This window comes from Paenibacillus sp. V4I7, from assembly GCF_030817275.1.
GTDB lineage: Bacteria > Bacillota > Bacilli > Paenibacillales > NBRC-103111 > Paenibacillus_E.
This window is the reverse complement of sequence record NZ_JAUSZD010000002.1, coordinates 2,512,825-2,526,234: the sequence shown is the minus strand read 5'-3', so window position 1 is coordinate 2,526,234 and position 13,410 is coordinate 2,512,825. Positions and strand designations below refer to the sequence as shown.

The 13,410-nt window shown below is 45.4% G+C and carries 13 protein-coding genes; 4 read left to right on the top strand and 9 right to left on the bottom strand.

The features are described from left to right. Nucleotides 1-3: 3 nt before the first annotated feature. Nucleotides 4-2,463: a CoA-disulfide reductase gene (locus QFZ80_RS12610; RefSeq protein ID WP_307559171.1), complete on the bottom strand. Its 2,460-nt coding sequence runs from the start codon at nucleotides 2,461-2,463 to the stop codon at nucleotides 4-6. Between the two features lie 229 nt (nucleotides 2,464-2,692). Further along, nucleotides 2,693-3,946, bottom strand: a complete 1,254-nt coding sequence (locus QFZ80_RS12605) for a TolB family protein (protein WP_307559169.1) — start codon at nucleotides 3,944-3,946, stop codon at nucleotides 2,693-2,695. A 210-nt stretch (nucleotides 3,947-4,156) separates the two neighbouring features. Here QFZ80_RS12605 and QFZ80_RS12600 point away from each other — a divergent pair, with 210 nt between their 5' ends. The 3 genes from QFZ80_RS12600 (at nucleotide 4,157) to QFZ80_RS12590 (ending at nucleotide 6,213) form a co-directional block, all read left to right on the top strand. After that, nucleotides 4,157-4,930 carry a threonine/serine exporter family protein gene (locus QFZ80_RS12600; RefSeq protein WP_307546330.1) on the top strand — a complete coding sequence of 258 codons (774 nt, stop codon included), beginning with the start codon at nucleotides 4,157-4,159 and terminating at the stop codon, nucleotides 4,928-4,930. Nucleotides 4,931-4,934: 4 nt separating this feature from the next. After that, a complete protein-coding gene (locus QFZ80_RS12595) occupies nucleotides 4,935-5,363 on the top strand; it encodes a threonine/serine exporter family protein (RefSeq protein ID WP_307555533.1) in 429 nt (142 codons plus the stop codon). A 151-nt stretch (nucleotides 5,364-5,514) separates the two neighbouring features. After that, entirely contained in the window at nucleotides 5,515-6,213 is a 699-nt protein-coding gene (locus QFZ80_RS12590) for a class I SAM-dependent methyltransferase (RefSeq protein ID WP_307559167.1), read from the top strand. Between the two features lie 5 nt (nucleotides 6,214-6,218). On the opposite strand, the gene QFZ80_RS12585 is transcribed toward QFZ80_RS12590, so the two are convergent. The 3 genes from QFZ80_RS12585 to QFZ80_RS12575 form a co-directional block, all read right to left on the bottom strand. Continuing rightward, nucleotides 6,219-6,689: a DUF2269 family protein gene (locus QFZ80_RS12585; protein ID WP_307546332.1), complete on the bottom strand. Its 471-nt coding sequence runs from the start codon at nucleotides 6,687-6,689 to the stop codon at nucleotides 6,219-6,221. Nucleotides 6,690-6,731: 42 nt separating this feature from the next. Further along, entirely contained in the window at nucleotides 6,732-7,064 is a 333-nt protein-coding gene (locus QFZ80_RS12580; RefSeq protein ID WP_307546333.1) for an ASCH domain-containing protein, read from the bottom strand. Nucleotides 7,065-7,178: 114 nt separating this feature from the next. After that, a complete protein-coding gene (locus tag QFZ80_RS12575) occupies nucleotides 7,179-8,123 on the bottom strand; it encodes a helix-turn-helix transcriptional regulator (RefSeq protein WP_307546334.1) in 945 nt (314 codons plus the stop codon). Between the two features lie 131 nt (nucleotides 8,124-8,254). Between QFZ80_RS12575 and QFZ80_RS12570 the strand changes: the two genes are divergently transcribed. Continuing rightward, nucleotides 8,255-8,680: a VOC family protein gene (locus QFZ80_RS12570; RefSeq protein WP_307559165.1), complete on the top strand. Its 426-nt coding sequence runs from the start codon at nucleotides 8,255-8,257 to the stop codon at nucleotides 8,678-8,680. 124 nt (nucleotides 8,681-8,804) lie between these two features. Here QFZ80_RS12570 and QFZ80_RS12565 read toward each other — a convergent pair whose 3' ends face one another. The 4 genes from QFZ80_RS12565 to QFZ80_RS12550 are packed head-to-tail and all read right to left on the bottom strand — an operon-like array spanning nucleotide 8,805 to nucleotide 13,320. Further along, nucleotides 8,805-10,634, bottom strand: coding sequence for a cache domain-containing sensor histidine kinase (locus QFZ80_RS12565; protein ID WP_307559163.1), 1,830 nt, complete (start codon nucleotides 10,632-10,634; stop codon nucleotides 8,805-8,807). A gap of 38 nt (nucleotides 10,635-10,672) precedes the next feature. Then, the gene (locus tag QFZ80_RS12560) at nucleotides 10,673-11,248 is read right to left on the bottom strand and encodes a type 2 periplasmic-binding domain-containing protein (RefSeq protein WP_307559161.1); all 576 of its coding nucleotides are present in this window, start codon (nucleotides 11,246-11,248) and stop codon (nucleotides 10,673-10,675) included. Next, nucleotides 11,232-12,182, bottom strand: a complete 951-nt coding sequence (locus QFZ80_RS12555) for an extracellular solute-binding protein (RefSeq protein WP_307559159.1) — start codon at nucleotides 12,180-12,182, stop codon at nucleotides 11,232-11,234. Before QFZ80_RS12555 ends, QFZ80_RS12560 begins: the two co-directional genes overlap by 17 nt. 34 nt (nucleotides 12,183-12,216) lie before the next feature. Beyond that, nucleotides 12,217-13,320 carry an SGNH/GDSL hydrolase family protein gene (locus tag QFZ80_RS12550; RefSeq protein WP_307559156.1) on the bottom strand — a complete coding sequence of 368 codons (1,104 nt, stop codon included), beginning with the start codon at nucleotides 13,318-13,320 and terminating at the stop codon, nucleotides 12,217-12,219. Nucleotides 13,321-13,410: the final 90 nt, after the last annotated feature.

The following is a 13,410-nucleotide window of genomic DNA, read 5'->3' as shown; positions in this document are numbered from 1 at the left end:
TCCTTAGATAAAGAGATTGAGTCCGGCATCCTCCGCATCGCCCAAGTAGCTGGCTACACCGGCATAATCAATGCCATCGATCAACTCTTCCCGTTTAATACCCATTATATCCATACTCATCGTACAAGCAATTAATTTCACGCCGGCTTGGATGGCACCTTGCATGAGCGACTCTAGTGACTCGACATTTTTCTGCTTCATAACATGTCTAATCATCTTAGCGCCCATACCTCCCATATTCATTTTGGATAAAGGCAATTTTCTGGTTCCTTTGGGCATCATCATGCTGAACATAGATTCTAGACCATCTTTCGCTACGTAAGGCGCATCCTCTTTACGAAGTACATTCAAACCCCAGAACGTGAAGAACATCGTTACTTTCTTGCCCATCGCTGCCGCACCCGAGGCAATGATAAATGCAGCAATCGTCTTATCCAAGTCCCCACTGAATACGACCATCGTTGTCCCATTAGTGCTAACCTGTGAGGCACTCGATGAAAGGTCTGGCGTTTCCCCCTGTCCTTTGCGCACAACAGCCTTGACAATGCCTGAAGAAGTATCCACCGATTCCATCGTATGCCCGGTTTTCTCAGACCATTTCTGAATATCGGAAGCGAATCCGAAATCTGTAGCGTGAACCTCTAACCGTTCCCCGACCTGCAATCCTCGCATGGTCTCATAAACCCTCATGATCGGACCCGGGCATTGTAAGCCGCAAGCATCAACAAAGAGGGGTGGCTGATTCGTATTTGATTGTGCTTCCATAGACTTACTAATCTCCGTTGTTGTCACTGCTTTTATCGATTGTGTTTGAACTCCATCCATCATCACGCTATACGTCTTGTAGCCGCCATCCACATTACTAACTTTGTAGCCGTTCTGTTTAAGAATGCGAGCTGCTAAATACCCTCGTAATCCGACCTGACAGGAAACAGCAACTTCTGAGTCAATGGGTATGTCATGTAGACGATCACGTAAAGAGTTAAGTGGGATATTAATGGAACCTGGAATACAGCCAAGCTCTCTTTCAATTTCGTCTCTCACATCGATTAGAAGTCCACCATTTTCCACGTAACGATCAACCTCATGCCACTGAAGGGTATTTACTAGACCTTCCATAATGTTGGACGCCACATATCCGGCCATATTAACGGGATCCTTCGCTGATGAATAAGGCGGAGCATAAGACAGTTCTAAGTCAGCAAGCTCGTAAGCTTTCAAACCACCGCGCATCGCTGCGGCAATTACATCCAATCGCTTATCCACGCCATCTGCTCCAACGATTTGGGCACCGAAGATTTTTCCACTTTCTTTGTCAAAAATAAGCTTGAGCGAAATAGAAGCCGCCCCCGGATAATAGCTAGCATGAGAGCTCGGGTGTATATGAATGACTTCATAGGGAACTCCCAATCGTCGCAGTGTCTTCTCGTTATTGCCTGTAACGGCAGCAGTGAGATCAAAAACCTTCACAATGGCTGTTCCATATGCTCCATGATAAGAGGCTTGAAGTCCGTTAATATGATCAGCAACCAGACGTCCTTGACGATTAGCCCCCCATGCAAGGGGGACAACCGTTTCAAAGCCTTGAACCCGGTCTTTAACCTCAATAGCATCCCCAATCGCATAGATAGACGGATCATTTGTCTGCAAATGCTCGTTTACTCGTATTGATTCCTTAACCCCTAATTCAAGCCCTGCTTCACGGGCCAATTGGCTTTCAGGTTTAACACCGACCGACAGGATGATCATATCTGTGGCCAACGCTTTACCGGATGCTAACTTCACGGTTTTCCCACTATCCTCCAAAGCCACTACGCCATCATTGAAAATCAAGTCAACACCTTTGAGCAACAAATGTCTTTCAATTAGTTTCGCCATTTCTGGATCAAGTGGCCCTAAAACCTGTGGATTACGTTCGATAACCGACACTTCAATACCCCGGTGACGAAGATTTTCCGCCATCTCAATCCCAATGAATCCCCCGCCGATAATGGTGACATGCTTCGGTTTTGTCGAATCCAAGTATGATTTAATACGATCCGTATCCGGTATATTCCGAAGAGTAAATACGGCATCTGCTGCCGCTAAACCTTGAATGTCAGGGACGATAGGCTTAGCTCCCGGTGACATGATCAAAAAATCGTAAGGTTGTTCTTGAACTACCCCCGTAAACAGATTACGGGCAATAACCTTTTTGGCTTGACGATCAATGGCCATCACTTCGGTTTGAATCCTGACATCAATGCCGAAACGGTCCTTCATTGTTTTAGGTGACTGGATTAGCAGTTTATCGCGGTTCGTTATTGTTTCACCAATATAATAAGGCAAGCCACAATTCGCGAAGGAGATATGTTCTCCCCGCTCATACATGACGATTTCATCGTTTTCATTCAGTCTGCGAAGACGTGCAGCTGCGGACGCTCCCCCTGCAACTCCACCGATAATAACAATTGTTCTTTTCATTGTGTTCACTCCTAATATTGTATTATACCCCTATGGGTATATATAATACCCCACGGGGTATTATAATGTCTATAGTTATTTACGGTCCGGTTTCCATATATTCGTCCATCAACCTTAGCATGGCAAAGAAGCAGGCCGTCTTTGGGTTTGGGCGACCTGCTTCTAACTGAAGATCAGCTGATCGATACTGGTAAATGAGTAATCTACTTCAGGGATTCCTCATTTTTGTTTATTTTCGAATAAAAAAACTCAGTACCGTATTCCAGTTCCGCTGTTCGTAGTAGTTGGCCCCAAGGTCTATGTTTTCGATCCAAATTTCAGCATTTGTGCTATGAGGACTGGTGACCATGACATTGGATATGCTTCGATTGGATCTGATCCATGCCAACTGGTGTGAGGGTAGTGAGATGGGATTAAAGTCACCATAAGTTTCCGAAGGCTGTGTTATAAGCTTCTGTTGTTGACTCTTCAACTTCACATTAACCAAATAAGGAAACTCGCGTTTGGCTGAGTCGATCGACCACTCCGCTTCTTTGGATCTTGAAGTAATGATACTTCGGAGACTATACCAAGTGAAGCTATGCTCGACATATCCCCTAGGAGTGTAGGAAACAGAAACAGATTTCCCTACAGGAAGCCGTAAAACTTTCAAATGTTTATTCGTTGTAGCTTCTCTTCCGACACCTTCGATATAAGCAAGTTTCTCATCTTTGCTCGCCCACTCAAACCACATCACGTTGCTAACCATTTGATCAATTGTTTTGAAAACTGAACCGTCTGCGGATAACACACACAGTGTATTGCTATCGGCAGACAGCGATGCGGTAGGCTTTGCTAAGAAAACAATCCAACGTTCGTTTGCAGACCACTTGAAGATGCTGGTGTTCACAGCAAAAAAATCATCAGATTGCTTGGGCAGGACATACAACGTCTTAATGAGGTTAGGATCGGCATTTGCAGTTAATGGAATTTTCATTATTCGTATCGGTGTCCATCCATCGTGTAAAAGCTTAGCAGTTGTTGAAGCTAAGAATCCGCTTCCATCCGGATACCAGGAATAATTCCCGATACCGTCTGCAACCTTCACCGGTTTTGAAAGTTCATCTGAGTCTATCCAATTAAGCTGCTGCCCTGTTAGAAATGCGAGAGAATTCCGGTTAGGTTGCCATTGAAAGTTCCTTCCGCCTTCCTGTGCAACGAGATGACTTTGTCCAGTTTGAACCTGTAATAGCCACAGTTCCTGCTCATTTTCGCCCTTTATGTAAGCTATCCACTGGCCGTCATAAGACCATTTCGGGTTTAATATATATGCTCCTCGGGTTTGTTGTCTTTCGTTGTTACCGGCTTTAATCCATAGATCGCCATTTCGAACGAATGCTGCTTTCAGCAGTTCAGCGGGCTTTTTTGCATAAATAGTCGTACTATTCGTCATGATGAGTACTACAGCCAATATGACAAGAATGGCATTTCTAAAAGCTCTCATGATTTTCCTCCTAATATAGGGATCTTTGAGCGGAGATCAAAGTCTCTCTGCTTGGTAACTTACCTTTTACGATTTCCTTTTGTTGTTAAGAACATACGATGACATGACCTATTGTAGTTGTATGTACACCAAATGTACTCGGCATAGGATTTTCAAAGGAATCCATGATATATTATACTTTTGGCAAATACTTTTAGGAGAGAACAAACCATGGCGTATCCTGCTGCTACGAACTACGAAATTGCACAAGTTTGTTTACTAGCCGGTAAAATCATGTTGGAAAACGGTGGTGAAACCTATCGCGTTGAAGACACCATGACCCACGTCGCTGAAGCCTTTGGAGTACCGAACTCCCATAGCTTTGTAACGCCGACCGGTATCATTTTCTCCATAGATGGGCCTGAGCAGACCACACGACTTATTCGTATATCCGCTCGATCGACCGATCTTCGTAAAGTCACGATTGTAAATGCTGTTTCTAGACGAATCAGCCAAGGGGAACTTACACCTAAAGAAGCTTATCAACTGCTTGAGGACATTGATGTGGCCCAAATGGGTTATCCCGCTTGGTTTCAAATACTATCCGCTGCTGTTGCAAGCGGTTGTTTCTTAATCATGTTCCAAGGAGAATGGCATGATTTCCTATCTGCATTCGTTGCAGGCGGAGCTGGTTTAGCGTTTCTTAATTATTTTCATCGGCTAGTGCCGATTAAGTTCTTCGCTGAGTTTCTGGCTTCCTTACTCATTGGAACCATGGCTTTTTTGTTTGTTAAAGTAGGGCTTGGTCATGAACTTGATACCATTATTATTGGTTCAGTCATGCCGCTTGTTCCGGGACTTCTGATTACGAATGCCGTGCGCGACTTAATGGCAGGCCATTTCGTTTCAGGGGTTTCCAAAGGCGCTGAAGCCTTCTTAACTGCTTTTGCCATAGGAGCCGGCATTGCCTTTGTACTTTCATTTTATAATGGGGAGGGAATTTAGGATGATGATGATTGAACAGCTCTTAACGAGTTTCATCGCGACTGCGGCATTCGCTATTCTTTTCAATGTTCCTAAGGGCACACTTTTGCAGTGCGGCTTCGTGGGAATGTGCGGTTGGATGCTATATGTTTCCTTTCAAATGATTCCTTTAGACCCAATCCTGGCCACGTTGATTGCCTCTTTTTTCGTAACCGTGATTAGTCAATTTTTTGCTAAAATATACAAAACTCCTGTTATTGTATTCAGTGTATCGGGTATCATCCCGTTAGTTCCAGGGGGCTTAGCCTATGATGCTATGCGTAATGTCGTTCTCAATCACTATGATCTGGCCGTACAACTGGCAGCCAAAGCCTTCCTGTTATCGGGTGCTATCGCGATCGGACTTGTCTTCTCCGAGGTTCTTAATCAACTGTTGCGTCGAACAAAACATTGACCCCATCGAACTATTCGTTATAGTTCTTGCCCACTTGATAGTTTATACCTATAAAGATGATCGGTTTTATATCTTAGATTTTTCCTTCTTTTCCCTTTAAAATAAGACCAGGAAGCAGCACATCAATCTATGTAATGGAGTTGATCAGCCTATGAGCGAGACAGCAAACCAGCAAATCACAACAAAATTCAACGAAATTGCTGAGAAGTATGATAGCCAGCGGAGAAAACTGATTCCTTGTTTTGATGATTTTTACCACACAGCCACTTCACTTGTACAGGTCGATCATGAATCTCCACGTATTCTTGACCTAGGAGCTGGGACAGGCCTTTTCTCCTTATACGTACTTAGTAAATACCCAAATGCGAAAATAACACTAATTGATCTCTCGCAAAGCATGCTCGACATCGCTAAACGGCGATTTGGAGAAACCCAACCCAATATGACCTATATTGCTGAGGATTATAGTACATTCGAGACTTCAGAACCATTTGATTGCGTCATTTCTTCGCTCTCCATTCACCATCTCGAGGATCAGGATAAACATGCCCTATATGAAAGGATTTTTAAGCTGCTTAAACCAGGCGGGGTTTTCGTTAACGCAGATCAAGTCCAAGGCAGCAGCCCTTTCCTTGAACAATTGTACCGTTCTGATTGGGTGGCCAAAGTAGAAGCCACTGATCTAACTCCTGAAGCTTTGCAAGCTGCCTACGAAAGGACGAAGCTGGATAAAATGGCTCCCCTCGATCAACAGCTGAACTGGCTTCGGGCTTGTGGCTTCATGGACGTTGACTGCGTCTACAAATATTATAATTTCGTCGTGATGTACGCTCGAAAGCCAACTGTTTAACCATTTTACCAAAGGGTCGGTTTGGCCACCATAAACCACATCATCGACAGCGTAATAATGACATACCAGATTAATGCCTTGTGCAGCTTGTTGACTAAGAAATCTCGATTCTCGTGTGGTGCCTTGAGCTTACGAAGCAGAGGCGAGAATGCACGGGCAATAAAGTACAGCGAAGCAACCATGATGAGAACCGTGACGATAATCCATGATGTTTTCCACGTCCAAGCCGTTAACCACGTGAGTAAAATCCCTGTTGCTACAAGCACGTGGCCGGCATGCTTTGTAAGCCGAACTGTAATGCGAAATGGCTCAAGGTAGTTTGGCAATTGCTCGAATGGCGCATTACGAATGCTAGCTAATAATGGAAACAAGATAAAATAAGGACCAATACTTAAAACAACACTAAATATATGGATATATAAAAGCAGTACGTACCAAGACAACACCATCATCCGTTCTATCTGAGAATTCAACAAAACAGTGCAGATCCTTAGATCCACACTGTTTTTTGTTCCTACTTATTCAGCCTTTTGAAATTCGTGTACCCATACTTTCATCTGTGGCAGCCATGGCATTCCTGGATGCATAGCTAAAATACTATCACGGTACTCATCTACGGACGTATGGCCTTCTGCTTTTGCATGTTCCACAGTTAATTCACCCAAAGCTTGTTGGTAAACATTAGTTACTGTAAATGCAGTGCCTTGCAATTCCATCGTTTCACCGATATCTGCATAGCGTCCATTACGTCTGCAAGCTGTTTTCTCACCAGCGAGCACTTTGCTAACTTCAGCTTCTTTCGTTACGAGTCGATCGATCGAACACGTTTTTGGTGGCAATGTTTCGTTCATATTAGTTCCCTCCTTTTGGCAGTTCTCATTATAACGAAAGTCACAAGCTTTGTCGAACTGCGCGGCAAACTCGTCACTCGATTTACACCTTCCTCAACGATTAATCATATATTCTTACTTATATTTTGCCATGATCTCAGCAATCATCTCTTTCATCGCATCCACCAATTCCGGTGGACTTGTTACTGTCGCCTCATTTCCCAAACCAAGAACAAACTTTGCGAAAAAAGGGATGTCACTCTTCGCAATGTTACCGTCAAGCCAACCTGTGCCATCGTTACGGATATGCAATTTAGATACCGTCCATAATTCAGCCTCGCACTTCTGGACACCTTCTTTGCTCAATTCCACATATAAAATAACTTCCTCCTCTTCCACCTTGTTAAGAGATTCTCTATTTCCAAGATGAACATGCCGAAGATCCATCGGTTTGGAAGCAGAAGAAGAAACCGCTGAATGCATTCTGTCACATCGGAATACACGAATATCGCCGCGAAGAAAGCAATAAGCTGGACAGTACCATAAACCGTTGCTTGCATAGATGCCAATCGGCTGTATTTCCCTACTCGATATTCCTTCTCGCGATTCATAATCGATGAGAAGGACTTTTTGATCGATAGCCCCATCCAGCAAGATGGATAAATAGGGGGATTCCGAATGTCTTGACGGTGTTATAAAGTCAACCCGGTTCTTCATTTGATCAATACGATCCCGGACGTCTCCAGACATGTAGTTATAAAACTTGCTCAATGCCGAAGAAGCTTCTGTTTTAAAGGGAAGGTATGCATAATGCCGCAGGGCATAACAGGCAAAAAATAAGGCTATGGCCTCATCCTCGCTAAAGGCGATGGGTGGCAGGATTCTTTCATTCAACACCTGATAACCGCCGTGAGGTCCCACTTCCGAATATAAGGGAACCCCTAACTCACTTAATTCCTGTAAGTCTCTTAAAATCGTTCTCGATGACACCTCAAACTCTTGAGCAAGTTCCTTGACAGTAAACTTCCGTTTTCGGTTTATGGTCATCATCAATGCCAGGAGTCGTTTCGATTTGGACATAACATTTCTCCGTTTTTTATATTTATGACAACTACTGTCACTATTATAAGTTAGTATTGACATTGAGCCCACAAGAATTTCTGAACATCGTTCGAAAGAATAAAAATTTGTGTCTAGGGAGTTGTTTGATCATGATTTTACATTTAACACCTTTTATTATGTTGGACGGAAATGCCAAAGAAGCTATCGATTTTTATGTGCAATCATTAGAGGCTAAAGTTGTCTTTATCCAAACATTTGGAGAGAGTCCAGAAACACCCGAAATACCATTACCGGCACATGCAAGAGACCGTATAGCTCATTCGGTGCTAAAAGTCGGTCAAACAGAACTTATGGTTTCCGATATTTCTCCGGGTCAATCGCATCCTATTGGCAAACAAGTTACCATCTGTATAACAACTTCTGACAAGGAACAAGCTGTACAGCTATATGAATCGTTAAGACAAGACGGCCAAGTAAGCTTGGAACTGCAAGAAACTCATTTTAGCCCTGCTTACGGTATGGTCATAGACAAGTTCGGTGTAATCTTTCAAATTTTCACTGAGCGTCAGCGCTAACCTATTTGTTAAAGCAACTGATTTTCAATCGTGGAACAATAGCAAAAAAAACGGCTCCGTTCGCAACATCCGCGAATGGGCCGTTAAATAATGAAATACAATGGACTGAAATTCACAAAAACCCTCAGCCCGCCTGCTCTTCTAAAGGCGACACACATTTGTCCAGCGGTAGTCGGAGCGTGATCCGTGTGCCCCTCTTAGCGTCGCTCTCGAAGAGAAACTGCGATTCCTTGCCGTAGTACATAATCATCCGTGTGACCACATTTCGCAGTCCGAACAGATCCTTTTCCTTCTTGAGTTCCGTCGAAATACCTTCTGCCGCTAGCTTAGAAGCTTCCTCTAGTTTACTGCGAATATAGGAAAGCCTTTCATTATTGACCCCAACCCCGTTGTCGCATACTTCGAGCACAAGCCGATTACCTTCCAAATACGAGGAAATGAAGAGCTCTCCGCCCCCACTCTGTTTTTCCAGACCGTGTAACACAGCATTTTCAACAAGCGGCTGTAAGAGTAGCTTCAATACATGATATGGAGCGCTTTCCTCGGCGATGTCGTACCGAACGGTAAAATGATCCAAGAACCTCAACTGTTGGACTTTAATGTAATATTTCAAATGCTCGATCGTCTCCCCGACCGCAAACGTTTCGTTTCCCTTGTTCAGGCTTAGCCGGAAAAATTTCGACAGATTAATCACCATTTCACTGATTTCATCCGCTTCATAGTTTTTGGCCGTCCAATAGATGGAGTCAAGTGTGTTATAAAGAAAATGAGGGTTGATTTGTGATTGCAAAAATTTAAGCTCTATTTTGGAAAGTAAAAGCTGCTTCTCATAGTGGTCACGAATAAGTGTCTTCTGGTTCTCAGCCATCCGGTTGAACGATTCAATAACATATCCCAATTCATCTACGCGCGTATCTTCCAGTTGGATGGTGAAATTACCTGTACGGAGCTGCTTCATCCCATAGGCTAGCTTCCGCAGCGGGGCAGAAATCCCCCTATAGATGATCCAGGAAATCCAAACGGCCAGCACAAGGCTGACGGCTAAAATCCCATAACTAAACACCTTTAGAGAGTCGGTATGGCTGCGAAGCTCCTCCAAGGGCTGCTCCATCATGAGCGACCATCCGGAAAACTTCGATTTCACGCTGATCGAAACCATTTCTATACCGGTTTGCTGTGACTTACGGATGGACCTAACCTCGTTCACTGTGTCCCAGACTTGAGGATGCACACTCGCACCCGTGCCAGTGATCGAGCTTCCATCGCTTCCAAACAGATAGATGTTCGCATTTTTGGAGGGAAGCAGCGGTTTCGCCAACTCAATGAGGGCGCTTTTTTTGACGGAAAGCACGAGCAGATTCGGATTAATGAGTGTCCTGTTATAAGGATCCATCGTCCGGATTAGATGAACGCTGTCTGCATCAAAGTAAGATTCCCCCTCCTTCGGCGTAAAAAAAACCGTGCCCCCACTCGACTCCATTAATCGCTGATACCATTCCTGCTTCTCCGCTCCTTCGGACAGCTTGCGTCCCCCAAGTTTGGTGGAAATGACGGTACGTGACGGCATATGGATGATGGTGATTTGATCCACAATTAAATTGACCGTCGTCATGTTCGTTAACTGGTCCATCACTTGTGCAAAATGAACGAACGACTGCTTCTCCGGCTCCTGCCCGACGGACTGCAGTGTCGTATTCATGTTCATATCGAACGCGATCAGCGAAGAAAGCTGTTCGAGGTTCTGCAGTGTCAGATCGATGTAATCCGTCATCGTATGCAGAGCCCCTTGTGTCCTCTCACCCGTTTGCACTTCTAATATCGTCTGTGATTTTGAGATGGCAAAAAGACTGAAACCGGCAAGCGGAAGCAGAATCAGTAAAAAGTACCATGTTAGCCGAATCTGAATATAACCGACCAGTATTTTGCGCACTTTGGGCAGGATTTCTTTTAACATAGTGGTGGTCCCTCCATTCGTGCCCTGCTACTTTCCGGCTACTTGCCGGTTTCTCGCCACCATTCGTTCACTTCTCCGGTTATTTCATCGCCGCCAGCATCCTTCCATTTCTTCACAAAGGCATCGAATTCCTCGATAGGGCTCATTCCTGCGATGATTCGCGTAAATGTCTCTTCTTGCAGTTTGGACAACTTGACGTGATGCTTGCCCATTGCGGGTGTCGGTGGTCCGTTAAACCGGTCTTCCATCAGGTTGCTCTCTATTCGCTGCAGGTTTTCGTATAGCTGAAACTGTTCGCCGAGTCCCTCCAGCCGATCTTGTGTTATTTCCCGCTCTGCGGTATCGACCAACGATCCATAGATACCCCGATAACCATGCTTCGTGTGCTCGTCGAACCGGATAGAAAGCTTTCCGTTCACCCGGGTCCATATTTCATTTTCAAAACCGAGCTTTAGGCTTGTTTGTCCGGGGCCTGCTATAAAATCGAGAAATTTGACAACTGCTTCAGCGTTTTGACTCTTGACGGGCACAACATTGTAAGAACGGACGTTTGAAGTGCTGTAGACCCCGTGTTTGCCGTTCGGTCCGACCGGAAAGTCAAGCGGGATCCACACCGCTTTCGGATCGTTTTTGCGGTTTGCCGCAATGTGGGTGCGCTGTATCAGACCAAGCCGCGGAATATAGGCCGACCCGGCCGGTCGCTATCTTTTCGCCAAGTACATCGATTTTATTGAGCGGGAATTCCGGGTCCAGAATATTCTGGTCGTACAGGCTGCGAAGGTAAATGAGTGCCTCTTTCATTTCGGGGAGGATACCGGAGTAAACCAACTTACCGTCCCGTTCATACCAGGCGTTCATTTGTACGCCGAAGGCGCCGAGAAAAGGCGACGTTCTCCTGAGACGCTCCAAGATCGAGAGACCGAAGGTATCCGTCCTTCCGTTTCCGTCAGGATCTCCTTCGGCAAAAGCCTTCATCACCGCAGTAAACTCTTCAATTGTTCGAGGAGGCTGCAGGCCTAGCTTGTCCAACCAGTCTTTTCGGGCGTAAATGATTTCAGTTCCCTTCACCTCGTTAAGGCTGGGTATAGCGTATATTTGGCCATCAACGGTAACGTTATCCCAAGCTTCTTTTGGGATTTTGGCCTTCAGGTGCGCCCCATACTTCTCAATATAGTCATTCAAAGGCGTGAGCGCCTTTTGATTCACGAAATTAATAAACCAAGAGGGATTGCTCGTGTTCAGCAGATCCGGAGGCTCCCCAGCCGTCATAATGACGTTTAGCTTTTCATCATATCCATTCAGCGGCGGGAGTGTCACATTCACCTGTACGCCGATGTTTTTCTCGATATCGTTTAGGTAGGGGTTGTTATTCTCATCCATACCTTCCGGAAAGTTCATGCCCAGACTGTTCACGACGATTCGAATGACCGGTTCCTGTGCAGCTTCCGCAACCTTATCTTCGTTCTTTGCCCATTCCGGTAAGCTGCAGCCAGCAGTAGTGAAGCATGCGAGTAAGACGAGAATCGCTGCTTTCTTCCTTTTCATCATTCAACCACCCCTTCAGGCATAACGATACCGGCAATCAATCGGCCAAAATATTCTGCAGCACTGGCGTGAGCCCATTTGCCATACGCAAAAAGCCGAGGTCAGTCGGATGCGAACCGTCTACCGTACATTCGTGAGCATCCTCACCCAGCAGTTTAGAGCCGTCACAAAAATAGATGTTGGCGTCGCCCAGTTCGCGTGCCTGCTCTACGGCTCGGTTCTGGATTTGTTTGCGGTCCGCTCGATCCTGCGCCATCTGTGCCTGAAATTTTTCCTTGGCGTGGGTAATACGCGAGATCACGAGAATAGGCGTCAGTGGGTGTTTATCTCGATAGATCGATATGAACTCGGGCAGTGTTATCTGAAGCAGTTCAGTAGAACCACAGTTCCCCTCATAATCCAAGATCAGGCATGCAGGGTCCGGGATTTCAGAAAGGATATGAGCGAGCTCCGGTTCTCCCTTACCGTTTCCGGAAAAGCCTAGGTTGAGAAACTCCATGTTGATTCGTCTGGATAGAATGTTTGTATAAGCCATACCCGGACGGGCTGCGCAGCCGCCTTGTGTTATGGAGGTGCCGTAGACGATGATCTTACCGCTATTTTCGTAAATCGGTGGCGGGACGATCTGCGCTTCCCGATCCAATCCAATCCAAACTTCCTCTACGCCTTGGTAGAGCGGAAAATTCAACGTAATGATCCTGCTCTCTTGCGCCATATCTTTATAAATAACAGCTTCGTATTCGGTCAGCTTATGATCGTAAACGGTTGTGCCGTAATAAAGCTGCTCCCCCGGACTTCCGATGTAACAATCAAACCCGCATTGCCCCGTCGCGGGCATATGATACATATTGGCAGCCCCCGACAGTTTTACTTTGACAGATAACGAGGTGGCATCCGTCTCGAAACGAATTTGTCCGCCAGCGGTGCAGTTGGCCAATTGGTCTACCGCTTCTGGAAGTTTCCAATCTGGTTTTGCCGGCAGCCGGCGGTAAAGCCTTTCTTCGTGCAGCCAGCCGAAACCAGCAATATGGAATGGCTTCTCTAGCGGTGAATACCAATTAAGATTATTGTCGCCGGATTGCTGAATTCGCATGTTTGCGTCCAACTGCACGGTGTTGACCGGTTGTTGTTGATTTGGCATCATAAAGTCCTCCTCTACTTACTCCTTAAAATGAACTCACATCGTGAATCTTTGTTATCCATTTTCGACTCCGATCAAGCAATCCCTTTT